This is a genomic window from Nonomuraea sp. B1E8, from assembly GCF_039871515.1.
GTDB lineage: Bacteria > Actinomycetota > Actinomycetes > Streptosporangiales > Streptosporangiaceae > Nonomuraea.
In genome coordinates this window covers 309,129-335,824 of record NZ_JBDPLS010000009.1, presented here as the reverse complement: position 1 = coordinate 335,824, position 26,696 = coordinate 309,129, and the positions used below count along the sequence as shown (strand labels likewise).

Annotated in this window: 28 protein-coding genes and 1 riboswitch; of the genes, 22 read left to right on the top strand and 6 right to left on the bottom strand. The window is 71.2% G+C overall.

The window, feature by feature from the left end; genetic code table 11:
• The first annotated feature begins 14 nt into the window (after positions 1-14).
• From ABGA98_RS29075 to ABGA98_RS29025, 11 genes are all read left to right on the top strand, one after another.
• The gene (locus ABGA98_RS29075) at positions 15-824 is read left to right on the top strand and encodes an oxygenase MpaB family protein (RefSeq protein ID WP_347621583.1); all 810 of its coding nucleotides are present in this window, start codon (positions 15-17) and stop codon (positions 822-824) included.
• Between the two features lie 89 nt (positions 825-913).
• Positions 914-1,044: riboswitch (FMN riboswitch) on the top strand.
• 106 nt (positions 1,045-1,150) lie between these two features.
• Complete coding sequence (gene ribD, locus ABGA98_RS29070; protein ID WP_347621582.1) at positions 1,151-2,269, top strand: bifunctional diaminohydroxyphosphoribosylaminopyrimidine deaminase/5-amino-6-(5-phosphoribosylamino)uracil reductase RibD; 1,119 nt, start codon at positions 1,151-1,153, stop codon at positions 2,267-2,269.
• Positions 2,269-2,859 (top strand): riboflavin synthase, encoded by a 591-nt coding sequence (locus tag ABGA98_RS29065; protein WP_347621581.1) that lies wholly within the window; start codon positions 2,269-2,271, stop codon positions 2,857-2,859. Before ribD ends, ABGA98_RS29065 begins: the two co-directional genes overlap by 1 nt.
• A complete protein-coding gene (locus ABGA98_RS29060) occupies positions 2,856-3,515 on the top strand; it encodes a nicotinamide mononucleotide transporter family protein (RefSeq protein ID WP_347621580.1) in 660 nt (219 codons plus the stop codon). The genes ABGA98_RS29065 and ABGA98_RS29060 overlap by 4 nt, the downstream gene beginning before the upstream one ends.
• Entirely contained in the window at positions 3,512-4,741 is a 1,230-nt protein-coding gene (locus ABGA98_RS29055; protein WP_347621579.1) for a bifunctional 3,4-dihydroxy-2-butanone-4-phosphate synthase/GTP cyclohydrolase II, read from the top strand. The genes ABGA98_RS29060 and ABGA98_RS29055 overlap by 4 nt, the downstream gene beginning before the upstream one ends.
• The gene (ribH, locus tag ABGA98_RS29050) at positions 4,738-5,205 is read left to right on the top strand and encodes a 6,7-dimethyl-8-ribityllumazine synthase (RefSeq protein WP_347621578.1); all 468 of its coding nucleotides are present in this window, start codon (positions 4,738-4,740) and stop codon (positions 5,203-5,205) included. Before ABGA98_RS29055 ends, ribH begins: the two co-directional genes overlap by 4 nt.
• Before the next feature lie 19 nt (positions 5,206-5,224).
• Positions 5,225-5,671 carry a PH domain-containing protein gene (locus ABGA98_RS29045; RefSeq protein WP_347621577.1) on the top strand — a complete coding sequence of 149 codons (447 nt, stop codon included), beginning with the start codon at positions 5,225-5,227 and terminating at the stop codon, positions 5,669-5,671.
• A gap of 67 nt (positions 5,672-5,738) precedes the next feature.
• Positions 5,739-6,605, top strand: coding sequence for a MoxR family ATPase (locus tag ABGA98_RS29040; protein ID WP_347621576.1), 867 nt, complete (start codon positions 5,739-5,741; stop codon positions 6,603-6,605).
• Positions 6,598-7,674 (top strand): VWA domain-containing protein, encoded by a 1,077-nt coding sequence (locus tag ABGA98_RS29035; RefSeq protein ID WP_347621575.1) that lies wholly within the window; start codon positions 6,598-6,600, stop codon positions 7,672-7,674. The genes ABGA98_RS29040 and ABGA98_RS29035 overlap by 8 nt, the downstream gene beginning before the upstream one ends.
• On the top strand, positions 7,667-8,770 hold the full coding sequence (locus tag ABGA98_RS29030; RefSeq protein ID WP_347621574.1) for an XdhC/CoxI family protein: 1,104 nt from the start codon (positions 7,667-7,669) through the stop codon (positions 8,768-8,770). The genes ABGA98_RS29035 and ABGA98_RS29030 overlap by 8 nt, the downstream gene beginning before the upstream one ends.
• Complete coding sequence (locus ABGA98_RS29025; protein ID WP_347621573.1) at positions 8,767-9,333, top strand: nucleotidyltransferase family protein; 567 nt, start codon at positions 8,767-8,769, stop codon at positions 9,331-9,333. The genes ABGA98_RS29030 and ABGA98_RS29025 overlap by 4 nt, the downstream gene beginning before the upstream one ends.
• Here the strand turns inward: ABGA98_RS29025 and ABGA98_RS29020 are convergent.
• Positions 9,319-10,206 (bottom strand): endonuclease/exonuclease/phosphatase family protein, encoded by an 888-nt coding sequence (locus ABGA98_RS29020; protein ID WP_347621572.1) that lies wholly within the window; start codon positions 10,204-10,206, stop codon positions 9,319-9,321. The genes ABGA98_RS29025 and ABGA98_RS29020 overlap by 15 nt on opposite strands.
• Before the next feature lie 92 nt (positions 10,207-10,298).
• Here ABGA98_RS29020 and ABGA98_RS29015 point away from each other — a divergent pair, with 92 nt between their 5' ends.
• Positions 10,299-11,339 carry an LLM class F420-dependent oxidoreductase gene (locus ABGA98_RS29015; protein WP_347621571.1) on the top strand — a complete coding sequence of 347 codons (1,041 nt, stop codon included), beginning with the start codon at positions 10,299-10,301 and terminating at the stop codon, positions 11,337-11,339.
• Positions 11,340-11,550: 211 nt separating this feature from the next.
• Positions 11,551-12,840, top strand: a complete 1,290-nt coding sequence (locus tag ABGA98_RS29010; protein ID WP_347621570.1) for a dicarboxylate/amino acid:cation symporter — start codon at positions 11,551-11,553, stop codon at positions 12,838-12,840.
• 118 nt (positions 12,841-12,958) lie between these two features.
• Here the strand turns inward: ABGA98_RS29010 and ABGA98_RS29005 are convergent, their stop codons facing one another.
• Together ABGA98_RS29005 and ABGA98_RS29000 are read right to left on the bottom strand one after the other, a co-directional pair.
• The gene (locus ABGA98_RS29005) at positions 12,959-13,168 is read right to left on the bottom strand and encodes a helix-turn-helix transcriptional regulator (protein ID WP_347621569.1); all 210 of its coding nucleotides are present in this window, start codon (positions 13,166-13,168) and stop codon (positions 12,959-12,961) included.
• Positions 13,168-13,308, bottom strand: coding sequence for a hypothetical protein (locus ABGA98_RS29000; RefSeq protein ID WP_347621568.1), 141 nt, complete (start codon positions 13,306-13,308; stop codon positions 13,168-13,170). Before ABGA98_RS29000 ends, ABGA98_RS29005 begins: the two co-directional genes overlap by 1 nt.
• A gap of 138 nt (positions 13,309-13,446) precedes the next feature.
• Between ABGA98_RS29000 and ABGA98_RS28995 the strand changes: the two genes are divergently transcribed.
• The 8 genes from ABGA98_RS28995 to ABGA98_RS28960 all read left to right on the top strand — a co-directional run bounded on the left by ABGA98_RS28995 (position 13,447) and on the right by ABGA98_RS28960 (position 20,861).
• Positions 13,447-15,132, top strand: coding sequence for a serine/threonine-protein kinase (locus ABGA98_RS28995; RefSeq protein WP_347621567.1), 1,686 nt, complete (start codon positions 13,447-13,449; stop codon positions 15,130-15,132).
• 58 nt (positions 15,133-15,190) lie between these two features.
• On the top strand, positions 15,191-16,240 hold the full coding sequence (locus ABGA98_RS28990; RefSeq protein ID WP_347621566.1) for a Xaa-Pro peptidase family protein: 1,050 nt from the start codon (positions 15,191-15,193) through the stop codon (positions 16,238-16,240).
• A 25-nt stretch (positions 16,241-16,265) separates the two neighbouring features.
• Entirely contained in the window at positions 16,266-16,826 is a 561-nt protein-coding gene (gene efp / locus ABGA98_RS28985; protein ID WP_347621565.1) for an elongation factor P, read from the top strand.
• A gap of 1 nt (position 16,827) precedes the next feature.
• Complete coding sequence (gene nusB, locus ABGA98_RS28980; RefSeq protein WP_347621564.1) at positions 16,828-17,238, top strand: transcription antitermination factor NusB; 411 nt, start codon at positions 16,828-16,830, stop codon at positions 17,236-17,238.
• A gap of 381 nt (positions 17,239-17,619) precedes the next feature.
• Positions 17,620-17,964: an MmcQ/YjbR family DNA-binding protein gene (locus ABGA98_RS28975; protein ID WP_347621563.1), complete on the top strand. Its 345-nt coding sequence runs from the start codon at positions 17,620-17,622 to the stop codon at positions 17,962-17,964.
• A 165-nt stretch (positions 17,965-18,129) separates the two neighbouring features.
• Entirely contained in the window at positions 18,130-18,849 is a 720-nt protein-coding gene (locus tag ABGA98_RS28970; protein ID WP_347621562.1) for a methyltransferase domain-containing protein, read from the top strand.
• Between the two features lie 127 nt (positions 18,850-18,976).
• Positions 18,977-20,218 (top strand): DNA polymerase IV, encoded by a 1,242-nt coding sequence (gene dinB / locus ABGA98_RS28965; RefSeq protein WP_347621561.1) that lies wholly within the window; start codon positions 18,977-18,979, stop codon positions 20,216-20,218.
• A 229-nt stretch (positions 20,219-20,447) separates the two neighbouring features.
• Positions 20,448-20,861, top strand: coding sequence for a DUF3040 domain-containing protein (locus ABGA98_RS28960; RefSeq protein ID WP_347621560.1), 414 nt, complete (start codon positions 20,448-20,450; stop codon positions 20,859-20,861).
• 60 nt (positions 20,862-20,921) lie between these two features.
• Here ABGA98_RS28960 and ABGA98_RS28955 read toward each other — a convergent pair whose 3' ends face one another.
• The 3 genes from ABGA98_RS28955 to ABGA98_RS28945 are packed head-to-tail and all read right to left on the bottom strand — an operon-like array spanning position 20,922 to position 25,611.
• Positions 20,922-23,378 carry a DUF3488 and transglutaminase-like domain-containing protein gene (locus tag ABGA98_RS28955; protein ID WP_347621559.1) on the bottom strand — a complete coding sequence of 819 codons (2,457 nt, stop codon included), beginning with the start codon at positions 23,376-23,378 and terminating at the stop codon, positions 20,922-20,924.
• Positions 23,375-24,637, bottom strand: coding sequence for a DUF58 domain-containing protein (locus ABGA98_RS28950; RefSeq protein ID WP_347621558.1), 1,263 nt, complete (start codon positions 24,635-24,637; stop codon positions 23,375-23,377). Before ABGA98_RS28950 ends, ABGA98_RS28955 begins: the two co-directional genes overlap by 4 nt.
• A complete protein-coding gene (locus ABGA98_RS28945) occupies positions 24,634-25,611 on the bottom strand; it encodes a MoxR family ATPase (protein WP_132604931.1) in 978 nt (325 codons plus the stop codon). Before ABGA98_RS28945 ends, ABGA98_RS28950 begins: the two co-directional genes overlap by 4 nt.
• Positions 25,612-26,080: 469 nt before the next feature.
• On the opposite strand from ABGA98_RS28945, the gene mraZ reads away from it, so the two are divergent.
• Complete coding sequence (gene mraZ, locus ABGA98_RS28940; RefSeq protein ID WP_132511788.1) at positions 26,081-26,512, top strand: division/cell wall cluster transcriptional repressor MraZ; 432 nt, start codon at positions 26,081-26,083, stop codon at positions 26,510-26,512.
• The last annotated feature ends 184 nt before the right edge of the window (positions 26,513-26,696 follow it).

Below are 26,696 nucleotides of genomic sequence, written 5' to 3'. Positions count from 1 at the left end.
GTAATTATCCACTTATGGGCGACCATGGCATCTTCGGGCCCCGCTCGGTGACGTGGCGGGTGATGGGCGAGCCGATTCTGCTGGTGGGCGGCATTCGCGCGCTGCTGATGCAGGGGCTGCATCCGAGGGCGATGCGCGGGGTGCTGCAGAACTCCGCGCTCATGGATCCGAACGAAGCCTGGTCGCGGTTCGTCCGCACGACCGAGTTCGTCCGCGTGCGCACGTACGGCACCCGCGCGGAGGTCGAGCGGGCCGGCCGCCGCGTACGCAAGATCCATGCCAAGCTGACCGCCCACGACCCCGACACCGGCACCACGTTCCGCCTCGACGAGCCCGACGCGCTGCGCTGGGTGCACGTCGGCGAGGTCGACTCCTACCTGTCGGTCGCCCGCAGGGCGGGGGTGCGGCTGACGGACGACGAGGCCGACACGTTCGTCGCGGAGTGGCGGCGGGCCGCCGAGGTCGTGGGGTTGCGGGGGGAGGAGGTGCCCGGTTCGGTGGCGGAGCTGCGCGCCTACATCGACGCCGAGCGGCCGGGGCTGCGCTTCGTCCCCGAGGCGTCCCACCCGCTGCGCCTGTCCCTCAACGCTCCGCTCCCGGTCCTGCTCACGCCGCTCAAGCCGGCGATGCCGGCGCTGACGCTGCTCGCGTTCGCCACGCTGCCGCGCTGGGCGAGACGGCTGTACGGGCTGCCCGCCACGCCGGTCGGCGACCTGTGGGCGACGGCCACGCTGCGGACGCTGCACACCGGGATCGGGCTGGTCCCCGGGCACGTACTCCACAGCCCGGCGGCCCGGCGCGCGCACCGCATCATGGCCGCCTGAGAACCTTTACCAAGCGGCCGGTTGGTCGTTGTGCCAGGGGTGGTCGCGCGCCCGGATCGGGGCATGGCAAACTGGTAGGCGAGAAGAGCTAGCGTGCTCCGGGGTCGGTGAAATTCCGAACCGGCGGTGACAGTCCGCGACCCGGCCGATGCCATCGGCCGGTTGACCCGGTGAAATTCCGGGACCGACGGTTAAAGTCCGGATGGGAGGAAGCGCGCGAGGTGTCCGGTGTCCCAACCGGGCGCCTGCTGTGGTGCACGGGTGCACCATCGCACGTCCCCCGGGGCCCGCCGTGGCGAAGAGCTACTGGCGAGTAGGAGACCCGGGTGGAGACTCCCGAGCGGGACGCCGCGCACATGGCGCGCGCCATCGAGCTGGCCGGGCGCGGGCGCGGCACCACCAGCCCCAACCCCGTCGTGGGCTGCGTCGTGCTCGACGCGGCCGGCCAGGTGGCGGGCGAGGGGTTCCACGCGTACGCCGGCGGGCCGCACGCCGAGATCGTCGCGCTGGCCCAGGCCGGAGAGCGGGCCCGCGGCGGCACCGCCTACGTGACCCTCGAGCCCTGCGACCACACCGGCAGGACGGGCCCGTGCAGCCGGGCGCTGCTCGACGCGGGCATCGCGCGGGTGGTGATCGCGGTGACCGACCCCAACCCGAAGGCGGCGGGCGGGGCCGCGCGGCTGCGGGCACACGGCGTGCCCGTGACGTCCGGGGTGCTCGCCGGCGCGGCCGAGCGGGGCAACGAGGAGTGGCTCACGTACGCGCGGCTCGGGCGTTCCCACGTGACCTGGAAGTTCGCCGCGACGCTCGACGGCAGGTCGGCCGCCGAAGACGGCACCAGCCAGTGGATCACCTCTCCCGAGGCTCGGGCCGACGTGCACCGGATGCGCGCCGCCGCCGACGCGATCGTGGCCGGCATCGGCACCGTCCTGGCCGACGACCCCAGCCTCACCGCCCGGCCACCCGGACACGATGGGGAGGACGGCCCCGCGCGGGGTGTCCGTGCGCCGTTGCGGGTCGTGATCGACACCGAGGGCCGCACCCCCCAGCACGCCAGGGTGCTCGATGACCGGGCGCCCACGCTCGTCGCGGTGGCCGACGACACCCGCACCGGCCTCAAAGCCGACCTGCTGCGCCTGCCCCGCCACGAGGACGGCCTCGACCTGCGTGCCCTCCTGCGGGAGCTGGCCGCGCGCGAGGTGGTCGGCGTGTTCCTGGAAGGCGGGCCCACGCTGGCCGGCTCGTTCGTCAGGCAGGGCCTGGCCGACCGGGTGCTGGCCTACGTGGCGCCCGCGCTGCTCGGCTCGGGGAGCGCCGCGCTCGGCTCGGCGGGCGTGGGCACGATCGGCGAGATCCACCGCCTGACCTTTGATGACTTTTCCCTCATTGGGCCGGATCTTCGGTTGATCGCCCGGCCCGCCCACCCACTAGGCAGGGAGCAGTGATGTTCACCGGAATCATCGAGGAAAAGGGCGAGGTCATGGCCGTCGAACGGTCAGGAGGCGGAGCCCTGCTGGCGGTGCGCGGGCCGCTCGTCACCTCCGACGCCCGGCATGGCGACTCCATCGCGGTCAACGGCGTGTGCCTCACGGTCGTGACGGTCGAGGACGACGTGTTCACCGTCGACGTGATCAGGGAGTCGCTCGACCGCAGCTCCCTGGGCGCGCTGACCGAGGGCTCCGCCGTCAACCTGGAGCGCTCCGTACGCGCCGACCAGCGCCTGGGCGGCCACATCGTGCAGGGCCACGTGGACGGCACCGCCACGCTGCTGTCCAGGGAGCCCGGTGAGAGCTGGGACGACGTGCGTTTCTCGCTGCCGGAGCCGCTCGCCCGCTACGTCGCGGAGAAGGGCTCGATCGCCATCGACGGAATCAGCCTGACGGTCACGACGGTTGACGACAAAAGCTTCGGCGTGAGCCTCATCCCGACCACGCTCAAGCTCACCACCCTGGGCGACCGCCAGGTGGGCGACATGGTGAACATCGAGGTCGACGTGATCGCCAAGTATGTGGAGAGGCTGGTGGGCAGGAAGTGAACTGGGCCGACGCCGGATTTGAGATCTTCGGCACGCATGTGTTGTGGACCGACCTGGTGGGCAACATCGCCGCCCTGTCGACGGTCCTGCTCGCCATCCGCAAGTCGATGTGGACGTGGCCGGTCCAGTTCACCGGCTCGGTGTTGTTGTTCATCGCCTCCATCAACGCGCACGTCACCGGCAACGCGCTCAAGCAGGCGATGTTCGCCGGCCTGGCGATCTACGGGTGGTGGGCTTGGCGCCGCGGCACCGAGAACGGCAGGCAGCTGGCCATCCGCCCGGCGCGGTGGTGGGAACGGCTCGTCCTGATCGGTTTCATGGTGCTGGGCACCGCCGCGGTCGGCCTGCTCTTCTATGTCACGGGCCTGTCGTGGGGCGCCACGGTGCCGCTGCCCGAGGGCGCCTTCCTGGTGGCGGCCGACGCCTACATCTTCGTCGGCAGCGCGATGGCCACCTGGGCCCAGGGCAGGGCGCTGGTGGACTTCTGGATCGTGTGGGTGGCCGTCGACCTGGTGGGGGTGCCGGTGGCGTTCTACTCGGGGCTCGTGGTCTCCGGCTACGTGTACGCCGTGTTCTTCGTGCTGGTCATCGTCGGGTTCGTGAAGTGGCTGCGCGAATCCCGTACGACCCGGCTTCAGGTGGCGGTGGCGCAGTGAACACCATCAAGCTCGACCCCATCGAACGCGCCATCGAGGACATCCGCGCCGGCAGACCCGTCGTGGTCGTCGACGACGAGAGCAGGGAGAACGAAGGCGACCTCATCTTCGCCGCCGCCAAGGCCACGCCCGACCTGTGCACGTTCACGATCCGGCACACCAGCGGCATGATCTGCGTGGCCATGGAGGGCAAGGAGCTCGACCGGCTCGGCCTGCCCCTCATGGTCTTCCACAACACCGAACGCATGCGCACGGCCTACACGATCACCGTCGACGCGCGCGACGGCGTCACCACGGGCATCTCCGCCGCCGACCGGGCCCAGACCATCCGCACGCTCGCCGACTCCGCCACCGAGCCCGACGAGCTCGTACGCCCGGGCCACATCTTCCCGCTGCGCTACCACGAGGGCGGCGTGCTGGCCAGGCGCGGCCACACCGAGGCGGCCGTCGACCTGGCCAGGGCCGCCGGGCTGTCGGCGGCGGGCGCGCTGGCGGAGGTCGTCAACGACGACGGCACCATGGCGAGGCTGCCCGAGCTGCGCCGCTTCGCCGACGAGCACGATCTGGCCCTGGTCTCGATCGAGCAGCTCGCCGACCACCGCCGCCGCGCCGAGAGCATGGTCACCAGGGTCGCCGAGACGCGGCTGCCCAACGCGCACGGCATGTGGCGGGCGTACGGCTACGCCAGCGCGCTCGACGGCGGCGAGCACGTGGCCCTCGTCTACGGCGACCTGTCCGGCGGCGAGAACGTCCTGGTCAGGGCCCACTCCGAATGCCTGACCGGCGACGTGTTCGGCTCGCTGCGCTGCGACTGCGGGGTGCAGCTCGACCATGCCATGGCGGCCATCGCGGAGGAGGGCCGCGGCGTGGTCGTCTACCTGCGCGGCCACGAGGGCAGGGGCATCGGCCTGCTGGCCAAGCTCAGGGCGTACAGCCTGCAGGACAACGGCAGCGACACCGTCGACGCCAACGTGGAGCTGGGGTTGCCGGTGGACGCGCGCGAGTTCTCCAACGCGGCGCAGATCCTCGCCGACCTCGGGGTGAAGTCGGTGCGGCTGCTCACCAACAACCCGGCCAAGCTCAAGGGCATGGACGGCTACGGCATCAAGGTGCTCGGCCGCGAACCCATGCCGGTGGCCATGAACCGCCACAACGAACGTTATCTCCTGGCCAAGCGCGACCGGCTCGGCCACGACATCGCCACGACATCGGGGGAGGCGTCATGAGCGGTGAGGGACGGCCCGGGGCGGTGGCGCCGGACGCGTCAGGGCTGAGGGTGGGGGTGGTGGCGGCGAGCTGGCACGCCACGATCACCGACCAGCTGGTGGCGCGGGCCGTGCAGGCGTGCGACGACAGCGGCGCCGTGGCGACGGTGGTGCGGGTGCCGGGCTCGCTGGAGATCCCGGTGGTGGCCCAGGCGCTGGCCCGCCGCTGCGACGCCGTCGTGGCACTGGGCGCGGTCATCAAGGGAGAGACCGCCCATTTCGACTACGTCTGCGACTCGGTGACCTCAGGGCTGACCCGGATCTCACTGGACGAGCGCACACCGGTCGGCAACGGCGTGCTCACGTGCGAGACGCTCGACCAGGCTCTCGACCGTTCCGGGCTGCCGGGCAGCAAGGAGGACAAGGGATACGAGTCGGCCGTCGCCGCGCTCGAGACCGCCCTCCTCCTCCGGGACCTCCGTTAGCGTGCGGTAGGTTTCCTTCGTGTCACAGCCCGCACCGCCCCTGCCCGTCACCTGGCGTCCACGCCGGGCGAGGATCGTCGCCTACGGTTTCGCCGTGCTGATCGTGCTGGGGGCGGTGGTCATGGCGGTCTTCATCGCCGCGCCGTTCAAGCTGCCCGACCGGGTGGCGATCGTGGCGTTCGGCTGCGCGGTGGCCTACGTGCTGCACCTGCTGGGGCGGGTGCGGGTGGAGGCCGACGAGGAGGGCATCACCATCGTCAACGCCGTCCGCACCCACCGCTACAGCTGGCCGGAGATCCTCGACGTCACGCTCCTCGTGGGCGACCCGTGGCCGCGGATCGACTTCTCCGACGGGCGCACGATCGGCGCCATGGGCATCCAGGGCTCGGAGAAGGCCCGCGCCCGCCGGGCCACGGCCGAGCTGGAGGCCCTGATCCGCGAGCGCGGCGAGGCACGCGAGGATTAGCCGCTCCTGCCGTTCCCGCCCGGCGGCGGCGTAGCCTGAAAGCGTGCTACGGCCGACAATCAAGGCAATGGACATCGAGTCGCCGGACAAGTTGATCGAGCTCCTCGACCGGCACGCCTACCTGGCCGACGAGGGGCTGGCCACGGCGGCCTTCCTCGCGCTGCGGATGGGGCGGCCGCTGTTCCTCGAAGGAGAGGCGGGCGTCGGGAAGACCGAGCTGGCCAAGACCCTCGCGGCGCTGCTGGAAGCGCCGCTCATCAGGCTCCAGTGTTATGAGGGGCTCGACGCGGCGCAGGCCCTGTACGACTGGGACTTCGCCCGCCAGCTCCTCCACCTCAAGGCCGCGGAGGCCGCCGGGATCACCGACGTGAGCCGGCTCGAAGGGGAGATCTACGACCGGCGGTTCCTGATCGCCAGGCCGCTGCTGAAGGCCGTGGAGACGCAGCCGAGCGTGTTGCTCGTGGACGAGATCGACCGGGCCGACGACGAGTTCGAGGCGTTCCTGCTCGAAGTGCTCTCCGACTTCACCATCTCCATCCCCGAGCTGGGCACCGTCAGGGCCACGACGCCGCCGGTCGTCGTGGTGACCTCCAACAGGACGCGCGAGGTGCACGACGCGCTGAAGCGGCGCTGCCTCTACCACTGGCTGGAGCATCCGAGCTTCGACCGCGAGGTCGCGATCCTGCTGCGCCGCCTGCCCGGCTGCACCGAGACGCTGGCCGTGCAGGTGGCGCGGGCGGCCGGGCGGCTGCGCCGGGCCGACCTGGTCAAACCGCCGGGCGTGGCCGAGACGCTCGACTGGACCGAGGCGCTGCTGACGCTCGGCGCCAAGGAACTCGATCCGGGCAGGGCCGCGGCCACGCTGGGCGCGGCGCTGAAATACCGCGAGGACGTCGCCACCGTGCTCGGGAACGGGCTGCTCGCCCATGGATGAGCCGGCCGCCACCATGACGGGGTTCGCCAGGACGCTGCGCGCGGCCGGCGTCGCGGCCGACCACGAACGCACCCAGAACCTGCTCAGGGCGCTCGGCCACCTCGACGTGACCGACCCGGGCGAGGTCTACTGGGCCGGACGGCTCACCCTGTGCGCCACGCCCGACGACCTGCCGCGATACGACCGGTGCTTCGCCGCCTACTTCGGCGGGGCGCGGGCGGGCGTCGCCCGTACGAGCACGTCCACCGTGACCCGGCACCTCGCCGCGCAGGCCGAGAGCGGCGAGGACGGCGGCGACGACGGGACGGCGGCGCCGGCCACCGCGAGCCGCGCGGAGGTGCTGCGGCACCGCGACGTGGCCCGGCTGACGGAGGCGGAACGGGCCGAGGTGCACCGGATGCTCTCCCTGCTGCGCGGCGGGCGGGCGCGGCGGCGCTCGCGCAGGTTCGAGAGCGCCCACCGGGGCGTGCTCGACCAGCGGCGCACCATCCGTGACGCGCTCAGGAAGGGCGACGTGGCGCGGCTCAGGCACCGCAGGCACACCACCAGGCCGCGTACGGTGGTGCTCTTCGTCGACGTCAGCGGCTCCATGGCCCCGTACGCCGAGACCCTGCTCCGCTTCGCCCACGCGCTGGTCAGGAGCGAGCCCCGGGCCACCAGGGTCTATTCCGTCGGCACCCGGCTGACCCCGATCACCGCCGAGTTGCGCCACCGCGACCCGGGCACGGCGCTGAACGAGGTCTCCAAGACCATTCCCGACTGGAGCGGGGGGACCCGCCTGGGGGAGGAACTCCGCGAGTACCTGGCCCGTTACAGCGCCAGAGGGACGATCGCGGTGATCGCCTCCGACGGGTGGGAGCGCGGCGACCCCGCGCTGCTCGGTGCCCAGGTGGCCAGGCTGGCCCGGCAGGCGCACCGCGTGATCTGGGTCAACCCGCACAAGGGATACGCGGACTACCAGCCGCTCACCGGCGGCATGCGGGCCGCTCTGCCACATCTCGACGACCTGGTGGCCGGGCACAGCCTGGCCGCCTACGAGCAACTCAGCGAAAGGCTCGCCCATGCGTGACGTGCTGCCGGAGATCATGGAGTGGTGGAGGTCCGGGCACCGGTTCGGGCTGGCGACCGTGGTCAGCACGTTCAGCAGCGCGCCGCGGCCGCCCGGCGCGGCCATGGCGGTGCGCGGCGAGGAGGTGGCCGGCAGCGTGTCCGGCGGCTGTGTCGAGGGCGCGGTGTTCGAGCTGGCCACGGAGCTGGTCACGGAGACCGGCCGGCCCGTGCTCCAGCGGTACGGCGTCAGCGACGACGACGCGTTCGCCGTCGGGCTCACGTGCGGCGGCATCATCGACGTCTTCGTCGAGCCCGTCTCGCGGGAGGCGTTCCCCGAGCTGGAGGAGATCTCCGCGGCCGTGGAGGAGCGCCGGCCGGTCGCCGTGGCCACCATCGTCTCCGGCCCCGGCGAGGTCGGCGCCCGCCGGATCGTCTGGCCTGACCGCTCGTCGGGCAGCCTCGGCCTGGAGCGTCTCGACGAGGCCGTGGACGACGATGCCCGCGGCATGCTCGCCCAGGGCCTGACCGGCATCAGGCACTACGGCGGCCAGGGGGAGCGCCGGCTGGACGACCTGGCGGTGTTCGTCCAGTCGTTCGCGCCGCCGCCGCGGATGCTGGTGTTCGGGGCCATCGACTTCGCCGCGGCCGTGGCCAGGGTGGGCAAGTTCCTCGGGTACCACGTCACGGTCTGCGACGCCCGGCCGATCTTCGCCACCGCTAAGCGGTTCCCCGACGCCGACGAGGTGGTGGTCAAGTGGCCGCACGACTACCTGGCCTCCGTGGAGGTGGACGAGCGCACGGTGATCTGCGTGCTCACCCACGACCCCAAGTTCGACGTGCCGCTGCTGGAGGTGGCGTTGCGCACCCACGCCGGCTACGTGGGCGCCATGGGCTCGCGCCGCACCCACGACGACCGGCTGGTGCGCCTGCGCGAGTCCGGACTCACCGAGGACGAGCTGGCCCGGCTGCACTCGCCCATCGGTCTCGACCTCGGCGCGCGCACCCCCGAGGAGACGGCCGTGTCCATCGCCGCCGAGCTGATCCAGCTGCGGTGGGGCGGCTCGGGCGCCCCGCTGTCCACCACGCGCGGCCGCATCCATCACGAGGGTCCATGAGATCCGGCGGGGTGGCGGGGCTGCTGCTGGCCGCCGGGCGGGGCTCCCGGCTGGGCACGCCGAAGGCGCTGGTGGAATATGCCGGCGAGCGGCTGGTCGACCGGGGTGTGCGGCTGCTGGAGGAGGGCGGCTGCCATCCCGTCGTGGTGGTGCTCGGCGCGGCCACCGTGCAGGTGCGGGGTGCGGTGACCGTGCGCAACCCCGGCTGGGCGGCCGGCATGGGCTCGTCCCTGCGGGTGGGGCTGGCCGCGCTGCCCGAGGAGGCGGAGTCCGTGGTGGTCGCGCTGGTCGACCAGCCGCTGATCCGCCCGGGCGCGGTGCGCGCGCTGATCGCGTCCGGCGCGGGGCTGGCGGTGGCGACCTATGGTGGCCGGCGCAGGAATCCGGTGCTGATCGGCCGGGAGCACTTCGCCGGGGTGGCGGAGCTGGCCGAGGGCGACGTCGGCGCGCGGGCGTACATCAAGGCCCATCCCGAGCTGGTCACCGAGGTGCCGTGCGACGGCCACGGCGACCCCGCCGACATCGACACGCCGGAGGACCTGCACCTGCTAGAGGCGGAGTGAGGCCACGGCCGCGCGGTGGTCGCTGCCGGTCGCGGGGGCCACGCCCGCCTTGGTGGCCGTCATGCCTTTGTAGAGGATGTGGTCGGGCCTGGTGACGGGGAACTCCGACGGCCAGGTGAAGCCGAACCCGTCGCCGGCCGCGGTCTGGGCGTCGGTCAGCGGCGGCGTGAGCCCGCGCATGCCCCGGTCGGTGGTGGCGGTGTTGAGGTCGCCGAGCAGCAGGATGCGCTCGCTGGAGTCGGCGTCGATGAGCCTGCGCGCCTGCGCGAGCGAGGCGTCGCGCGAAGTGGTGTGCCCGGGCCGGGCGGAGGCCAGGTGCATGACGTAGACGGTCACCTTGCCCTTGGGCGTGGAGATCACGGCGCGCAGCGCCCGCGGCCAGCCCATGCCGACGTCGAGAGGCCTGCTCTTGGTGATCGGGTAGCGGCTCCACAGGCCGACCGTGCTGACCGGGTAGCGGTAGCGGAACATCTTGTTGAGCTGCTTGGCCGCGGGCCCGCCGCGGGTCAGCTCCTGGGCGGCGAGCAGGTCGAGGTCCTTGGCGACCTGCCGCACGGCCTCGCCCGAGGCGTTGTTGGTGACGCCGACGTTGATCGTGCCGACGGTCAGGTCGCTGGGACCGCCCGGCGGCGTGCGCAGCAGCGTGGACCCGAACATCACCGCCCACACGATCCCGGGCACCAGTGCCGCGGCGGCGGCCGCCCTGGAACGTGCCAGCGTGGCGGCCGCGAGCAACACGGGAACGGACCAGCCCATCCAGGGCAGCAGGCTCTCCAGAACGGGCGTGAACCCGCCCAGCGCCGGGATCAGCCCATGCCCCGCCAGGGTCATGGCCACCGCGGCCGAGACGATGACGACGATCCGGCTCAGCATCTGATCCAGGTTAGCGGCTCCCGCTCCGAACAGCCGACACGATAGCCTGTTCCCACTCGAACGGAACAACATTCGGTCAGCGGGAGTCCGGCATGCGCATCGGTATGGCACTCAACTACTCGGGCGGCTTCAAGGAGTCGGTTGAAGAGTTGTCCGACTACGAGAAGGCGGGCCTGGACATCGTGTTCGTGGCCGAGGCCTACTCGTTCGACGCGGTCAGCCAGATGGGCTACATCGCGGCCAGGACCGAGCGGCTGGAGATCGCCTCCGGCATCCTGCCGATCTACTCCCGCACGCCGGCGCTGCTGGCCATGACGGCGGCGGGTCTCGACTACGTCTCCGACGGGCGCTTCACGCTCGGTCTCGGGGCCTCGGGGCCGCAGGTGATCGAGGGCTTCCACGGGGTTCCGTACACCGCGCCGCTGGGGCGTACACGGGAGGTCATCGAGATCTGCCGCAAGGTGTGGCGGCGCGAGCGCCTGGAGCACGACGGCAGGCACTACACGCTGCCCCTGCCGCCCGGCCAGGGAACGGGCCTGGGCAAGCCGCTGAAGCTGATCAACCATCCGGTACGCTCCCGCATCCCGATCGTGGTCGCCGCCATCGGCCCCAAGAACGTCGAGCTGGCCGCCGAGCTGGCCGAGGGCTGGGAGCCGATCTTCTACTACCCCGAGAAGGCCGCGGACGTGTGGGGTCCCTCGCTGGCCGCGGGCAAGGCCGGGCGCGACCCGGAGCTGGGCGAGCTGGACGTGATCGCGCAGGCGTCGCTGGCGATCGGCGACGACGTGGCGGGGCTGCTGGAGTTCGGCCGGCCGATGGCGGCGCTCTACATCGGCGGCATGGGCGCCAAGGGGAAGAACTTCTACAACGACCTGGCCAGGCGCTACGGCTACGAGAAGGAGGCCGAGCAGATCCAGGACCTCTACCTGGAGGGTCAGAAGGACGCCGCCGCCGCGCTGGTGCCCACCGAGTTGCTGGAGAACATGTCGCTGATCGGCAGCGAAGGATTCGTGCGCGACCGCGTGCGGGCGCTGAAGGACTCGGGCGTGACCACGCTCAACGTGACGCCGCTCGGCAGGACGCACGAGGAGCGCGTACGCCTCATCGAAACGATCAAGGAGATCGCCGAATAGTGGGCTAAAACACACTCACTGGGGAATATCCGTAAATACAGGGCAGTTAATCGGCTTTGTGAGGTTCTCTGTCGTGCTCGTGCGCCTGGTCGGCCGGCTGCACATCGACCTGTGCCGGACGCGCGGCTCTCTCTGTCTCTGATCGCTCCGCCTACGACCCTCCACCCCTGGGCCTGCCCTTCGGCATGCCGCGAAACCTCGGAGCTCCCCCGTGAAGAGATTGTCCTTCTCCCTGCAGTTGCTGCTCGGCCTTGTGGCCGGCGTCGCGCTCGGGTTCGTCGCCAGGATCTGGGACGTGACCTGGCTCGCCGAGACGCTCACCCAGGTCGGCGCGATCTTCGTCCAACTGCTCAAGCTCGCCGTCCCGCCCCTGGTCTTCACCGCCGTGCTGGTCAGCGTGGCCAATCTGCGCAACGTCAGCGGCGCGGCCAGGCTCGCGTCCAAGACGCTGCTCTGGTTCCTCCTCACCGCGCTCGTGTCGGTGGCGTTCGCGATCGGGCTCGGCCTGATCATCAACCCCGGCCAGGGCGTCACCCTCGACACCGGAGCGGCCAAGGCGCCGGAGAGCTCCGGCAGCTGGCTCGACTTCGTCACCGGCGTCGTGCCGACGAACGTCGTCACCGCCTTCACCGAGGTGAACGTCCTCCAGATCGTCTTCCTGGGGGTCGTGCTCGGCGCGGCGGCCCTGGCCGTCGGAGAGAAGGCCGAGCCGTTCCTGAACCTCGGCCGGTCCGTGCTGGAGCTGGTGCAGAAGGCGCTGTGGTGGGTCATCCGCCTGGCACCCCTCGGCACGGCGGGCCTGATCGGCAAGGCCGTCTCCACGTACGGCTGGGACCTGCTCGCGCCACTCGCGAAGTTCAGCGTGGGCGTCTACGCCGGCTGCTTCATCGTGCTGCTGGCCGTCTACCCGACGCTGCTGGCGGTGTGGGGCAAGGTCAACCCGATCCAGTTCTTCCGCAACGCCTGGCCCGCTATCGAGCTGGCCTTCGTCTCGCGTTCCTCCGTCGGCACGCTGCCCCTGACCCAGAAGGTCACCATCGAGCGCAACGGCGTGGACGGCGCCTACGCCTCCTTCGCCGTGCCGTTCGGCGCCACCACCAAGATGGACGGCTGCGCCTCGGTCTATCCGGCCCTGGCGGCGATCTTCGTGGCCCAGGTGTTCGGCGTGCCGCTCGGGGTGGGCGACTACCTGCTGATCGCGTTCGTCTCGGTGGTCGGATCCGCCGCGACGGCCGGGCTGACCGGCGCGATCGTCATGCTGACGCTCACGCTCAGCACGCTGGGGCTGCCCCTCGAGGGCGTCGGCCTGCTGCTGGCGATCGACCCGATCCTCGACATGATCCGCACCGCGACCAACGTCACCGGCCAGATGGTGGTGCCGGTCCTGGTGGCGCGCTCGGAGGGCCGCCTCGACGAGGCCGTCTTCAACGCGCCGCCGCAGCCGCTCGACCCCGCCTCCGCGGGCCGCGCGCCCCGCTCACCCGAACCGGCCACGGCCTGAGCCTCCTTGGCCTGGCGGGAAGTCACCGGCTTCCCGCCAGGCCCGCTCAGGACGAAGACGTCCGGATCCGGCTGCCGGACCACGACCTCACGGACCTCCACGACCGGCCCGGCCGGGATCATTCGTACGTCAGCAGGTCGCCCGGCTGGCACCCGAGCGCCTGGCACAGCCGCGCCAGCGTGGAGAAGCGGATCGCCTTGGCGTGACCGTTCTTCAAGATGGACAGGTTGACCACGGTGATCTCCACGCGGTGCGACAGCTCGGTGAGTGTCATGCCGCGTTCCTTGAGCAGCTCGTCGAGCCGCACCCTGATGACCGGTTCGCCCATCAGACCGTGGCCTCGACCTCTTCTGGCAGCGCCAGCCCCCGCCGTACGATCTCCGACACGCCGAGCGCGGCGAAACCGGCGACGACGGCCCAGAGCAACGTGCTCGACGGCGGGTAGAACGGATAGCTCTCGGTCAGCAATATGGCGGCGAGGGCGATAACGATAGTCGTTACGTCAAGGTGGTGGGAAGCCCGCCGTCCGGGGCGATGCCGGGGCGGCGGGGGCCGTGTGGCTCTATGGTTGGTCGAAATACTGATGTTCAAGCTATTGGCGGGGATATGTCCGACGCGACGGAGCGCGCGCCGTCCTTGGTCGCTGACCGGTACCGGCTCGACGAGCGCATCGGCAGCGGGCCGATGGGTGAGGTGTGGCGGGGGTACGACACGCGGGCCGACTGGGTCGTGGCCGTCAAGGTCCTCGGCGCCAAGGCGGCGGGGTCCGCCACGAGAGAGGTGCTCAAGCAGCACGCGCAGGCCGCGGCGCGGGTCATCCATCCGAACGTGGCCATGGTGCTCGACGTCGGCGACGAGGACGGCGCTCCGTTCCTGGTGATGGAGTTCCTCACCGGGCTCAGCCTGGGCGAGGAGCTGGCCGCGCGGGGCCCGCTGCCGGTCGTGGAGGTCTGCGACCTGATCGGGCAGGCCGCGGCCGGGCTCGACGCCGCGCACCGGGCCGGCGTCGTGCACGGCCAGGTGGACCCCGACAGCTTCCGCCGGGCCGGGAGCGGGGTGCTCAAAGCCGTCGGGTTCGGGATGCACGACAAGGAGCCGCCCGTCCGCGACCAGCGGTACGTGGCGCCCGAGCGGGTCGCCGGCCAGGCGGCGCAGGCTCCCGGTGACCTGTACGCGCTCGGTGCGGTCTGCTACGAGCTGCTCTGCGGCCACCCGCCCGCCGCCTCAGGCCCCTCCACCTCAGCCGCCCCCGGCTCGACGGGCACCCCTTCCACCTCTGCGCCGGGCTCGGCCGGCTCCGCTTCCAGCGGCCCTTCCGCCTCCGCCGCCACCGGTTCGTTCCCGTCCGGTGAGGCCGATTCGTCCGGCTCTGCCGCCGCCCAGGACGGCGCCGGCGGGCCCGCGTCCGGCGACCCGGCCGCCACCGGCACGCCCGGTGGCGTCGGCGCTTCCGGCGGTGCGGGAGCGCGCGGGGGCGGGCTCGTGCCGCCCAGCGCGCACCGGCCGGAAGTGCCCGCCGAGCTGGACCGGCTGGTGCTGGCCATGCTCGCCGAGGACCCGGCCAAGCGGCCCGCGGGCGGCGAGCCGATCCGGCGGGCGCTGGCGGCCATCGCCAGACCGCGCGCCAACCCGGCCGCCCCTCCCAGGACCGGCGCCCCCGGCGCTCCTGGCGGTGGGGCGACCGAGGTCTACCGGTTCGCCGCCCCCAGAGCCGGTGACACCGCGATCTACCAGGCGGGCGATCTGGCGCCCGGCGCCGCCAACCGCAAGCTGTTCATCCAGCTCGGCGCGGCCGTGGCGGTCATCGCCGTCGTGACCGTCGTCATGGTGGCGTGGGCGGTGTCGGGGGAGCGGCAGGCCGCCGTGTCCACGCCTTCCCCTTCGCCCAGCACGTCGATCGAGACGCCGTTCGACACCCCCTCCAGCAACCCGACCCCCGGCATCGTGACCACGCTCGACACCGGACCGACCACCCTGCTCGGGACGGTGCCGCCCAAGGCCACCCTGGGGGAGGCCATCCCTCCGGGCGGATGGGGCAGGTGGCTGCAGGCGTTCGACGAGGCGCTGAACGCCCAGCAGGCCATGGGCGGGATCGACCCCGCCGTCGCGGCGAAGGCCCGCGAGAAGATCAGGAAGGCGGGCAGGAAGTTCGACGAGGGCCACATGGGTCCGGCGCTCAACCACGTGGGCGGGGTTTACCGCGACCTGGTACGCGCGCAGGAGAAGGGCGACATGGTGCCGGGAGGGCCGCTGGCCGAGTTCATGGGGGAGTGGCGCCTGCCGGGCCGCTGACCGCCGCGCCAGGGCGGGCAATCGTGATAAGGCGGGACATAGCGCGTACATTGGCGGAATGACCTTCGATTACGCGGCGCGCCGGGAGCGGCTCGCCGCGCTGCTGCCCGCCCACGAGGTCCAGGCCCTGCTGGTCACCTCGCCGGAGAACGTCCGCTACCTGACCGGCCTGGCCAGCTCGAACGCGGCCGTGCTGGTCAGGGCCGACGGCTCGGCGCTGCTGGCCACCGACAACCGCTACATCGACGTGGCACGCGCCCTCGACGTACCGGCGGTCGAGGCGGCCGACGTGGCGGGCGCCCTGGTGGGCGTCCTTGACGGGCCCGGGACCGGCATCGAGGCGGCCAGCATGAGCGTGGCCGCCTATCACCGGCTGGGCGAAGGGCTGGTCCCGCTGGAACCGGTGGTGGAGGTGCTGCGGGCGGTCAAGGACGACGCCGAACTGGCGCTCCTGCGCACCGCCTGCGAGCTCACCGACCAGGCGTTCGAGGACGTCCGGCAGCGCATCGCCCCCGGCATGACCGAGCGTGACGTGGCCCGCCTGCTCGACAACCGCATGACCGAGCTGGGCGCCGACAAGCCCGCGTTCGACACGATCGTGGCGGCCGGCGAGAACGGCGCGATCCCCCACCACGCCCCCACCGGCAGGGAACTGCGCGCCGGCGACCTGGTCACCATGGACTTCGGCGCCCGCTACCGCGGTTACCACGCCGACATGACGCGAACGGTCTGCCTCGGCCCGCCCGCCGCCTGGCAGCGCGAGCTGTACGACCTGGTCGTCGCGGCGCAGCGGGCGGGCAGGCACGCCCTCGCCCCCGGAGCGGCGGCCGGCGACGTGGACGCCGCCGCCCGCACCGTGATCGCCGACGCCGGTCACGGTGAGCATTTCCGGCACGGTCTCGGCCACGGGGTCGGGCTGCAGATCCATGAGGAGCCGTTCCTGGGTCCCTCTCGGACCGGTAGACTAGAGGATCGAGTTCCGATCACCGTCGAGCCCGGGGTCTACCTCCCGGGCCGGGGCGGCGTTCGCATTGAGGACACGCTTGTGACACGCGAGGGCGGGCCGGAGCTTTTCACCAAGACGACCAAGGAGCTGCTCGTCCTTTAGAGCGGCCACACGCGGGAGAGAACGAGTGGCGACGACCAACGACCTGAAGAACGGCATGGTGCTGAAGCTCGACGGCGGGGAGCTCTGGGCCGTTGTGGAATTCCAGCACGTCAAGCCGGGCAAGGGCGGCGCGTTCGTGCGCACCAAACTCAAGAACGTCCTCTCGGGAAAGGTCGTCGACAAGACCTTCAACGCCGGCGTCAAGGTCGAGGTGGCCAACGTCGACAAGCGCGAGATGCAATATTCGTACAAGGACGGCGACGAGTTCGTGTTCATGGACACCGAGACCTACGACATGGTCAACGTGCCCAGCGCGACGGTCGGCACCGCGGCCAGCTACATGCTGGAGAACACCCTGGCCACGGTGGCCTTCAACGAGGGTTCCGCGCTCTATGTGGATCTGCCCGCGGCCGTCGAGCTGACCATCTCGGAGACCGAGCCGGGCCTGCAGGGCGACCGCTCCACCGGCGGCACCAAGCCCGCCACCCTGGAGACCGGCGCCGAGATCAAGGTCCCGCTGTTCATCACCACCGGGGAGAAGGTCAAGGTCGACACCCGCAGCGGCGAATACCTCGGCCGGGCCTGAGGTGTCGGCACGCGGCAAAGCACGCAGGCGGGCACTCGACATCCTCTTCGAGGCCGAGCTGCGCGGCGAGGATGCGCTGAAGATCCTCGCCGAGCGGGTGGAGCGGCAGGAGCCTCCGGTCAACGAATACACCTCGGCCCTCGTCGAGGGCGTCGCCCGGCACAACGAGCGCATCGACGAGCTGATCACCACCTACGCCGAGGGATGGACCCTCGACCGCATGCCGGCGGTCGACCGCAACCTGCTGCGCGGCGGCACGTACGAACTGCTGTGGATGCCCGACGTGCCCGAGGGCGTGGTCATCAGCGAGTGGGTGCACCTGGCGGGCGAGCTCTCGACCGACGAGTCGCCCCAGTTCGTCAACGGGCTGCTGGCCCGCTTCAAGCAACTCAAGCCAAGCCTCACCCTTTAGACACCCTGTTGCCCGCCGTCATGGCCGCAAGTTCGGGGTACGTTCCAACCACGGCGATCCCGCACGGCGCGTGCGGGTCCGTCCGGCCTGCGGAGCAAGGGCGCGTCACCAGCCGCGACGCGCCCTTTTCCCTGCCACGCCCGGCTAAGGTGCGCACCGTGACTCCTCCGCTCCCCGAAGTCTTGAGGGAGCGGCTTCTCGCCCCGCTTGCGCGGGAACGCCGGCCAAGCCTGACCGATTGCCCGAAAGCACAAGCTCATTCGTATCCGGAGGTGGCGACAATGTCTGAGGTTCTGCCACTGCGCGCAGGGGCTCCCTCGACGATCCTCCCGCTCCCGATTCCCCATCGCCTGAAGGCGACGGTCCCCTCAGGAGGCTCTGATGGTGACGGAGGATGACGTGCGCAGGCTGGCGCTGACGCTGCCCGAGACGACCGAGAAGAGCATGTACGGCACCCCCGCCTTCTACGTGCGCGGCAAGTGGTTCGCCCGGATCAGGGAAGAGGGCGACGTGCTCGTCCTCCCGGTGCCGGCCGAGGAGGACAAGGCCGGGCTGATCGCGGCCGAGCCCGCCAAGTTCTTCACCACACCGCATTACGACGGGCACGCGATCGTGCTCGCGCGGTTCGGGGCGGTGGACGCCGAGGAGATGGGCGAGCTGCTGACCGAGGCCTGGCGGCTGCGCGCGCCGAAACGGCTGGCCGCCGAGTTCGACGCCCGGGCCTGACCGCCGGGGTCGCCCGGTGGGGAGCGGGCGATCGCGCGCACGGCGTAGGCTGGGCCCATCCGCGAAGAAGCCGTTCGCGAAGTGCGCGTTCGCGAGGGCGCCGGTCGCGAGGGAAAGGGAGGCGAGCCGACGTTGCGTGCTGAAGGCGTCACGAGGACCCCGGCGGTGCGGACCGCCGTCGTCTGGGACGCGTTGCGTTCCGTGCTGGCGGAGCGGGCCGCGTCCGCCGGGCGTGAGCGGCTCGACATCGTCGACGCGGGCGGCGGCACCGGAGGGTTCGCCGTGCCCCTTGCGGCGCTCGGCCACGGCGTCACCGTCGTCGACCCGAGCCCCGACTCCCTGGCCGCGCTCGAACGCCGGGCCAAGGAGCAGGGCGTGGGCGTGCGCGCGCTGCAGGGTGACGTCGCCGACCTGGGCGAGCTGCTCAGCCGCGACAGCGCCGATCTGGTGCTCTGCCACAGCGTGCTGGAATACGTCGAAGACCCGATCAGCGCGCTGACCGCCGTCGCCGGGGTGTTGCGCAGGGGCGGGGCCGTGAGCGTGCTGGCAGCCAACCCGGTCGCCAGCGCCATCCACCGGGCGCTCGCCGGCCAGTTCGACGAGGCCAGGTCCGTGCTCGACGACCCGGAGGGGAGCTGGGGCGAGCGCGATCCCACGCCCCGGCGTTTCGCCGCCGCCACGCTCGTCGAGTTGCTGGGCGCCACCGGCTTCTCCATCGGGGCCGTCCACGGCGTGCGCGTTTTCGCCGATCTGGTGCCGAGCAGGCTCGTCGACGGCGAGCCCGGCGCCGCGGACGCGCTCGTGGCGCTCGAGCAGGCGGCGTCGACCCATCCGGTGCTGAGAGACATCGCCACCCAGTTGCACGCGCTCGGTCACAGGACCTGAGCCCCGATGACCGGCACCAGCGCGGCGGAGGTCGCGCCTCACCGCCCCGGCACCTCAGTGTCAGGAAGGAAAAGATCGATGGCGGCTCCCCTCGGTGTAGAACTTCTGTTCGGATAGAATCGGCGGCGTGTCTCGCAAGCAGATCACCGGCATTGGCCCCGCTCCGCGGACCGGGGTCGATGACAGCGGCTGCCCGATCCTCCATGTCGACATGGACGCCTTCTACGCCAGCGTCGAGTTGCTCGACCGCCCCGAGCTGGCGGGCCGGCCCGTGATCGTGGGCTCGCCCGCCGGGCGCGGCGTCGTGCTCAGCGCCACCTACGAGGCCAGGGCGCACGGCGTGCACTCGGCGATGCCGATGGGCAGAGCGCGCCGGCTCTGCCCGCAGGCCACGGTCATCCCGCCCAGCCACGGCAAATACTCCGAGGTCTCCAAGGGCGTCATGGAGATCTTCCGCGCGATCACCCCGCAGGTCGAGCCGATCGCCTCCGACGAGGCGTTCCTCGACGTCGGGGGAGCCAGGCTCAGGCTCGGCCCGCCCGCGGCCATCGCCGCCATGGTCAGGGAGCAGGTCCTCGACCGCTACGGCATCACCTGCTCCGTAGGCGTCGCCGCGAGTAAATTCGTGGCAAAGCTCGCCTCCAAGCAGTGCAAGCCCGACGGGCTGCTGGTGGTGCCCGCCGACGAGGTGGTCGGTTTCCTGCATCCGCTGCCGGTGTCGGCCTTGTGGGGGGTGGGGGAGCGCACCGAGCAGGCGCTGGTGCGCCTGGGCATCCGCACGGTCGGAGACCTCGCGAGGGTGCCGCCCAGCACCCTGCAGCGGGAGCTGGGGCAGGCCGCGGGCAGCCATCTCGCGGCGCTGGCCTGGGGGCGTGACGAGCGGCCGGTGACCGCCCACGTGCCCGACAAGAGCATCGGCAACGAGGAGACGTTCGCGGCCGACGTGGACGATCCCGAGGTGATCAAGCGTGAGTTGCTGCGCCTGTCGGAGCGGGTGGCCGCCCGGATGCGTCAGGGCGGCCACGTGGGGAGAACGGTAAGTGTGAAGCTCCGCCGCGCCGATTTCACGACGATCAGCCGCTCGCGGACGCTTCGCGAGCCCACTGATGTGGCGCAGGTCATCTATGCCACCGCGTGCGAGCTGTTCGCCGCCGCCGGCCTCGAACGTGTGAGGTTGCGCCTGGTGGGAGTGCGGATGGAAAGTTTGCGACCGGCCGGCGAAGCCGTGCGCCAGCTCAGTCTGGGCGAGCGGGAGACCGGCTGGCGCGAGGCCGAACAGGCCATGGACAAGGCGATCCGGCGATTCGGTCCCGACGCGGTGCTCCCAGCATCGCTAGTACGTGGCAAGCTTGATGAAATAGAGACATGACGTTCGATGTCCAGATTTAGGGGGACGTCAGTGCCCCAGTTTTGGGGGAAGGGGGACGAGATGGGTCACAATGGAGCCATGACGTCACCTCCGGTTTGGTCTGCGTTGGACGTTTGCTTTCGCCTGCGTCTACAGCCTCGTATCCTGGGGATGACCGACCGCGAGGTTCGGACACCCCGTGTCGTCCGTTGCCGTCTTCCCCGTCCTGGGGCCGTCCTTGGGAGGCGCCGTGCCGCTCTCTGAGCACGAGCAGCGCTTGCTCGACCAGATCGAGCAGGCCCTCTACGCCGAGGACCCGAAGTGGGCCAACACCGTAAGGATCAGTGACCCGCGCAGCCATTACAAGCGTCGCCTGATCAAAGCCTCCATCGGCTTTGCCCTCGGCGTCGTCATCATGATGGTCGGCGTGGTCGTCAGTGGCAGTGCCCTGATCCCGCTCGGCGTCGGCGGTTTCGTGGTCATGCTCGCCGCGTGTTTGTGGGGCTTGTCCAGCTGGAAACGTATGAATGGGTTCGGTGACTCGCCCCCGGCCGCCCCAGGCGGCACGGCCGCTCCTCGGGGCAAGCAGCCCCGCAGAGGCAACCGTGGCACCTTCATGGAGCGAATGGAAGAGCGCTGGCGCCGTCGCCACGACGAGCGCTGACCCACCCAAGCGTGCGGCCGCTCCCTGACGAGGGGAGCGGCCGCACGCTGGGTCATGTGGTCATGATCCCTTGTGCGCCGCCGTCCGCCGCATCCTGATGTTCTCCAGCAGGTCGAACCCGTCGAGCAGGCCCTCTCCCATGCGCCGCAGCCGGCGCAGCGTCGACGGAGGCAGCAGCACCGCCCTGATCCGCCGGCCGCGTGACATCGTGGCCGCCAGGGCCAGCCGCACCTGGCGCAGGTCCTTGCTCATGGGCGCGATCGGGCCCGGGTCCCTGGCGTACAACACGCGCTCGACCGCGGAGGCGATGGACGAGATGGCCGCCGCGGAATCCGCATCGAACTCGTACTGCTGGGTCAGCCGCCGGGCCAGCGCCCGCGGGGTCTCGCTGTCCTCGCGGGCCATTCCATAGTCGTACAGCACGTCGTCGAGCTCCGCCCAGACGGCCGTCACCCAGGGGACGGTGTCCCCGTGCTTGCGCCGTGTCCTCCCCGGCGCCGTCGCCGGCGTCGTGGACGGCGTCGTGGACGGCTGCGGCGCCATCCCCTTCAGCATGCGTACGCGCCTGTTCCGCGCGACCAGCCGCACGCCGGCGGGGACCAGCAGGAGCACCAGCAGCGCGCCCGCGCCGATGCCGACCTGGCCGATCAGCGGCATCGAGTCGTCCGGGGGCAGCCCGCCGGTCGCGGCCTGGGCCTCGCGGTCCAGCTGCCGCTCGTTGCGCCGGGCCTGCGGGTCCTGCGGCTCGTCGGCCGGGGAACCGCTCTCTCCCGTCGACGGCGTCGACTCCTCGCCCGAGGGGGTGCTCGGACGGGGCACCGAGTACGACGGCACGCGCGCGCTGCCCTGGCCGATCGACCCCGAAGGAGTCGGCTCGAACGGTAGCCAGCCCACGCCCTCGAAGTACAACTCGGGCCAGGAGTGGGAGTCGTTCGTCCCGACCGTCCACCGGTCGCCGATCTTCATGCCGCCCGTGTAGCCGATCGCCACCCGCGACGGGATGCCCACCAGCCTGGCCATCACCGCCATGGACGCGGCGAACTGCTCGCAGTAGCCCGCCCGGTCACGCAGCAGGAAGTCCCGCAACGCCGAGTTGCCGTGCCCCTGCGTACGCAGGTTGTAGGTGAAACCGCCGTCCGTGGTGAAGAAGCGCTGCAGCTTCACAGCCGCCTCGTAGGTGGTGGAGGCGCCACGGGTGACCCGCTCGGCCAGCGCGGCGATCTCGGGCGGCAGGTTGTCCGGCAGCGCCAGATACCGGTCGTCGACCCTCGGCTGCTCCCCGTCGAGCGAGTCGAGCAGGTCCGGTGTGGGCTCCGGCTCGCTCGTCGCCACCTCGTACTCCAGGCCGGCGGCCTCGTCACGGGTGGAGAAGACCATGAGCGTGTCGACGTCGGCCCGCCAGTCCCCGTCCACCCGGATCTGCCGGGCCGGGTACGGCAGCGGCAGGAACGACAGCCGGGCGATCTCGTCGCTGATCTGGACGTTCGTGATCACGTTGTTGATCTTCGGTCGCCGGCTGAGCCCGGGCGGGTCGGGCAGCGGGCCGTTGTCCGTCCTGTTCTGCGGCGCGCCCTTCGGCTCGGTCATGCCGAACTGCTGGCCGTCGAACCTGTCGAGCGAGTAGATCCGCAGATATCTGGCCTGGTCGTCGTTGTTGCTGTAGGTGAGAACCACCCGCCGCTCGGGCAGCTCCAGCTGGCCTTTCAGGTTCGCGATCGGGTTGGGGATGCTGATCGAGTTGCCCCGCCCCGACCCGTTGCCGCCCACGCCGAAGGTGAAGAACGACACGGGCTCCATCGCCGGCAGCGCGGCCGGCACCAGCACGGCCAGCGCGATCGCGGCGAACCCGATGCGCTTGCCGGACAGGCGCAGGCCACTGGTGTCGGCCGGGGAACGGGCGCCGTCATGAGACTGCGCGGCGCGGGTGGTCCGCCGCACCAGCACGGCCCGGCCCCAGTGCCCCACCCGCTCGCGCCCGTCGGCGATCAGCAGGCCGATGAACCCGAGCGCGGCGATGATGAACGCGGGCCAGCTGATCGGCTCGGTCAGGATCGTGGCCGGCACCGTGGCCAGCGCCAGCAGCGGCAGCCCGGCCAGCGCCGCCCGCCGCAGCCGCGCGGCCAGCAGGTCCACGGTGATCGCGATGAGGGCCACGCCGCCCGCGGTCAGGAGCGCGATGCCGTCGGTCACGGGCACGGGGGCGGCGAAGCGCTGGATGTCGGCCCAGCCGACGCCCAGCAGCCGGGCCAGTTCCGCGACCGACCCCTTCGTCGGCACCACCAGGGCCCACGCCTCGGACGACGCGAAGGCCACGGTCAGATAGATCCACGTCGCGGCCAGCGCGACCAGCGGAGCCGCCCACGCGGGCAACGACAGGCGGCTGGTGAGCAGGCCCGCGGCCACCACCGCGAGCACGGCGCCGAGCGACGCCCAGAACCAGGCGCCGCCCTGGAAGAGCGGGTAGAGCAGGATCGCCGCGGTGAACACGGCCACGCCGGAGGCGCCGGTGAGTCTCATGCCGCACCTCCCGCCGGGCCGACCGCGTACCTGCCGTGGTTGGCGGCGTCCTGCCAGACGGACGCGATCGTGGTGCCCGCGGGCAGCCGTACGATGCGCCAGCCGTACCCGGCCAGGACGGTCTGCACCGCCTCCAGGTCCTCAGCGGCCTTCCTGTCACCGCCGTCCCAGGTCGCCACGTCGAGCAGGACCGCCACTCCGGTGATGCCGCTGTGCCTCAGCCTGGCCAGTTCCCTCGCCTCCTCCGCGTCCATCGAGCCGAGCACGGCCACGATCAGCCCGTCGCCGCCGCCCTGGCGCAGGGCGGAGACGCCCATCTCGAGCGAGCGGGCGGGGCTGTGCCGTACCACGGCGAGGGTGTCGAGCAGCGACCAGCTCAGGCCCGTGTCGGTCAGGTGCTCGGCGCCCTGGTCGGTCACCAGCCGCAGGCCGAGCCCCTCGCGGGCGAGGTGCACGCCGATCGAGGCCGCGGCCGAGACCGCCACCTCGAACGACGAGCGCGGCCCCTCGCCGCGGTGGGCGTGCCTGCGGGTGTCGAGCAGGAGCGCGCCGCGGCTCTGCCACTGCTGCTCCTCGCGGCGCACCATCAGCTCGCCGCGGCGCGCGGTCGAGCGCCAGTGCACCCGCCGCAGGTCGTCGCCCTGCCGGTACTCGCGCGGCGCCACGTCGTCGTCGCCGGCCGCCGCCACGCTCCTGGTGCGGCTGTCGCCGCCGCCCGTCCATTCGCCCGACAGCCGCACGTGCGGCAGCGCCGCGACGTGCGGCGTCACCACCAGCGTGTCGCTGATGGTGAACGAGCGGGTCAGCTCGACCAGGCCGAACGGGTCGGTGATGCGGATCGACAGCGGGCCGATCGTGTAGCGGCCGCGCAGGTCGGAGCGCACTCGGTAGTCGATCTCGCGTACGCCCCGCGACTCCACCCGGTCCAGCACGAACCGGGGCCGCACGCCGAGGGCGTAGGGAACGGTGTCCTCGATGAGCAGCAGGCCGGTGGGCAGCCTGGTGACGTTTTCCAGCCGCAGGGTGACGGTGGCCTCGCCGCCCACCTCGGCCCTTGACGGATCCAGCCGCCTGGCGCAGCTCAGGCGGTAGCGCGTGCGCGCCGCCACGAGCGCGGCCAGCAGCGGTAGCGCGGTCACCAGCACCCCGATCCTGAACAGGTCGTTCTCGCCCAGGAGCACGGCCATCAGCAGCGCCGCGATCCCCGAGGCGAGGAACGATCTGCCTCTGGGGGTCAGCGCCTGCAGTCCGGCTCTCACGACGCTCGCGACTCGGGCACCGGTACGCGCCTGAGCAGATCGGCCACCACCTGTTCGGGCAGCCGGCGCTGTCCCTGCGCCTCGATGCTGGGCAGCAGCCGGTGAGCGAGCACGGGGATGGCCAGGTCCTGCACGTCGTCGGGGATGACGTAGTCGCGGCCCGCCAGCGCCGCGTGGGCCCGCGCGGCCCGTACGAGCTGCAGCGTGGACCGGGGTGAGGCGCCCAGCCGCAGATCGGGGGAGTGGCGGGTGGCCACGACCAGGTCGATGGCGTACTTCTTGACCGCCTGCGAGACGTAGACCCCGCGCACGGCCTCGATGAGCGCCCGCACCTCGGCGGTCGTCGCCACCGGCTCGAGCTTGTCGAGCGGGGAGGCGCTGCCGTGCACGTCGAGCATCTCCAACTCGGCGGTCGGCTCCGGGTAGCCCATCGCGATCCGCACGGAGAAGCGGTCACGCTGTGCCTCGGGCAGGGGATAGGTGCCCTCCATCTCAATGGGGTTCTGGGTCGCCATCACCATGAACGGTGAATCCAGCTGGTACGTCACCCCGTCCACCGTCACCTGGTGCTCCTCCATGCATTCCAGCAACGCGGACTGCGTCTTGGGGGAGGCACGGTTGATCTCGTCGCCCACGACGATGTTGGCGAACACCGGCCCGGGCTTGAACTCGAACTCTCTGGTCTGCTGGTTGTACGCGCTCACTCCGGTGATGTCGCTGGGCAACAGGTCAGGGGTGAACTGCACGCGCCGCACGGGGCAGTCGATCGACCGGGCGAGAGCCTTGGCCAGCATGGTCTTGCCGACCCCGGGCACGTCTTCGATGAGGAGGTGCCCCTCGGCGAGCAGGACGGTCAGCGTGAGGCGGACGGCGTCGCTCTTGCCCTCGATCACCGATTCGATGGCCTGCCGAATCCGGTGGGCGGTGGAGACCAGCTCGTCGAGCTGGGGAGGGACGTCATGGGTAACTGCCACCAGGCCTCCATGAGAGAAGTGCGACGGCTGTCCCGTTGGTGCCATTGCGGGAGCCATGCCATTCCTTTTCCATTGTGTGTACGACCCTACGACGCTGCGGGTTCGCGAGCGACATTTGTGGATATTCCAGCGAACCTCAGCGATGTTCCTGTTCTTGTGGCATAGGGGTGCGAATCCAGTGACAGGGCGGACCATGATCCGCACCACATTCCCCCACTGCGGCCTTCGTGAAGCGCGCACCGCCTAATTGCGCGGTCTTTTCAACCCTCGACACGCCCATGAGGGTTGACCGGCCGTTCACCCCCCTCCACCCCGCTCCACCGCTCTGACCTGCGGTAACGCAAGGGAAACTGATGATGAAGACGGTTCGAATCAGTTGACGGTGGGGAGAAGTGGAGTATGGTGGTGCGCAGTGGAGGGCCCGGTGCGCCAGCGCTGAGCGCTTCACGAGGCACGGGAGGTGGGGCCGATGTTCCTCGGCACCCATCAACCGCGTCTGGACGACAAGGGACGGCTGTTCCTGCCGGCTAAGTACCGTGAGGAGCTGGCGGAGGGTCTTGTGATCACCAAAGGCCAGGAGCGATGCCTCTACGTCTTTCCCGTGGAGGAGTTCCAGCGCATAACCGAGGCTCTCAGCACCGCCCCGGTCACCGCCAAGGCGGTGCGTGACTACAGCCGCGTCTTCTTCGCCAGCGCGTCCGACGAGAAACCAGACAAACAAGGGCGCATCACGATCCCGCAGAGCCTCCGCCAGTACGCGGGGCTGGAGCGTGACTGCGTTGTCATCGGGGCCAACACCCGGTTGGAGATCTGGGACGCGCAGGCCTGGGAAACCTATCTCAGCGCGCAGGAGCAGGCGTTCGCCGATCTGTCGGAGGAGGTGCTGCCAGGGATCTTGTAGTGACCACGGTCGATCCGTCGGTGATGTCGTTCGGCGAGGTCTCCACCCGCAACCACTGTCTGCCAGCTGATGCACCTTCCCCGGTGTCAGATGACAGGCGTCCACGAAGAGGGTGCGGATGGGGACCTGGCCGGGCGGCGCCGGGTGGGGACCCAGGTAGACCGGCGAGACGATCGATACGCGT

Excerpts from the sequence above, each read along its gene's own strand:
- ABGA98_RS29075 (WP_347621583.1), top strand. The coding sequence starts at position 15 with ATGGGCGACCATGGCATCTTCGGGCCCCGCTCGGTGACGTGGCGGGTG.
- ABGA98_RS29065 (WP_347621581.1), top strand. The coding sequence starts at position 2,269 with ATGTTCACCGGAATCATCGAGGAAAAGGGCGAGGTCATGGCCGTCGAA.
- ribH (WP_347621578.1), top strand. The coding sequence starts at position 4,738 with ATGAGCGGTGAGGGACGGCCCGGGGCGGTGGCGCCGGACGCGTCAGGG.
- ABGA98_RS29040 (WP_347621576.1), top strand. The coding sequence starts at position 5,739 with ATGGACATCGAGTCGCCGGACAAGTTGATCGAGCTCCTCGACCGGCAC.
- ABGA98_RS29035 (WP_347621575.1), top strand. The coding sequence starts at position 6,598 with ATGGATGAGCCGGCCGCCACCATGACGGGGTTCGCCAGGACGCTGCGC.
- ABGA98_RS29030 (WP_347621574.1), top strand. The coding sequence starts at position 7,667 with ATGCGTGACGTGCTGCCGGAGATCATGGAGTGGTGGAGGTCCGGGCAC.
- ABGA98_RS29025 (WP_347621573.1), top strand. The coding sequence starts at position 8,767 with ATGAGATCCGGCGGGGTGGCGGGGCTGCTGCTGGCCGCCGGGCGGGGC.
- ABGA98_RS29020 (WP_347621572.1), bottom strand. The coding sequence starts at position 10,206 with ATGCTGAGCCGGATCGTCGTCATCGTCTCGGCCGCGGTGGCCATGACC.
- ABGA98_RS29015 (WP_347621571.1), top strand. The coding sequence starts at position 10,299 with ATGCGCATCGGTATGGCACTCAACTACTCGGGCGGCTTCAAGGAGTCG.
- ABGA98_RS29005 (WP_347621569.1), bottom strand. The coding sequence starts at position 13,168 with ATGGGCGAACCGGTCATCAGGGTGCGGCTCGACGAGCTGCTCAAGGAA.
- ABGA98_RS28995 (WP_347621567.1), top strand. The coding sequence starts at position 13,447 with ATGTCCGACGCGACGGAGCGCGCGCCGTCCTTGGTCGCTGACCGGTAC.
- ABGA98_RS28990 (WP_347621566.1), top strand. The coding sequence starts at position 15,191 with ATGACCTTCGATTACGCGGCGCGCCGGGAGCGGCTCGCCGCGCTGCTG.
- ABGA98_RS28975 (WP_347621563.1), top strand. The coding sequence starts at position 17,620 with ATGGTGACGGAGGATGACGTGCGCAGGCTGGCGCTGACGCTGCCCGAG.
- ABGA98_RS28955 (WP_347621559.1), bottom strand. The coding sequence starts at position 23,378 with ATGAGACTCACCGGCGCCTCCGGCGTGGCCGTGTTCACCGCGGCGATC.
- mraZ (WP_132511788.1), top strand. The coding sequence starts at position 26,081 with ATGTTCCTCGGCACCCATCAACCGCGTCTGGACGACAAGGGACGGCTG.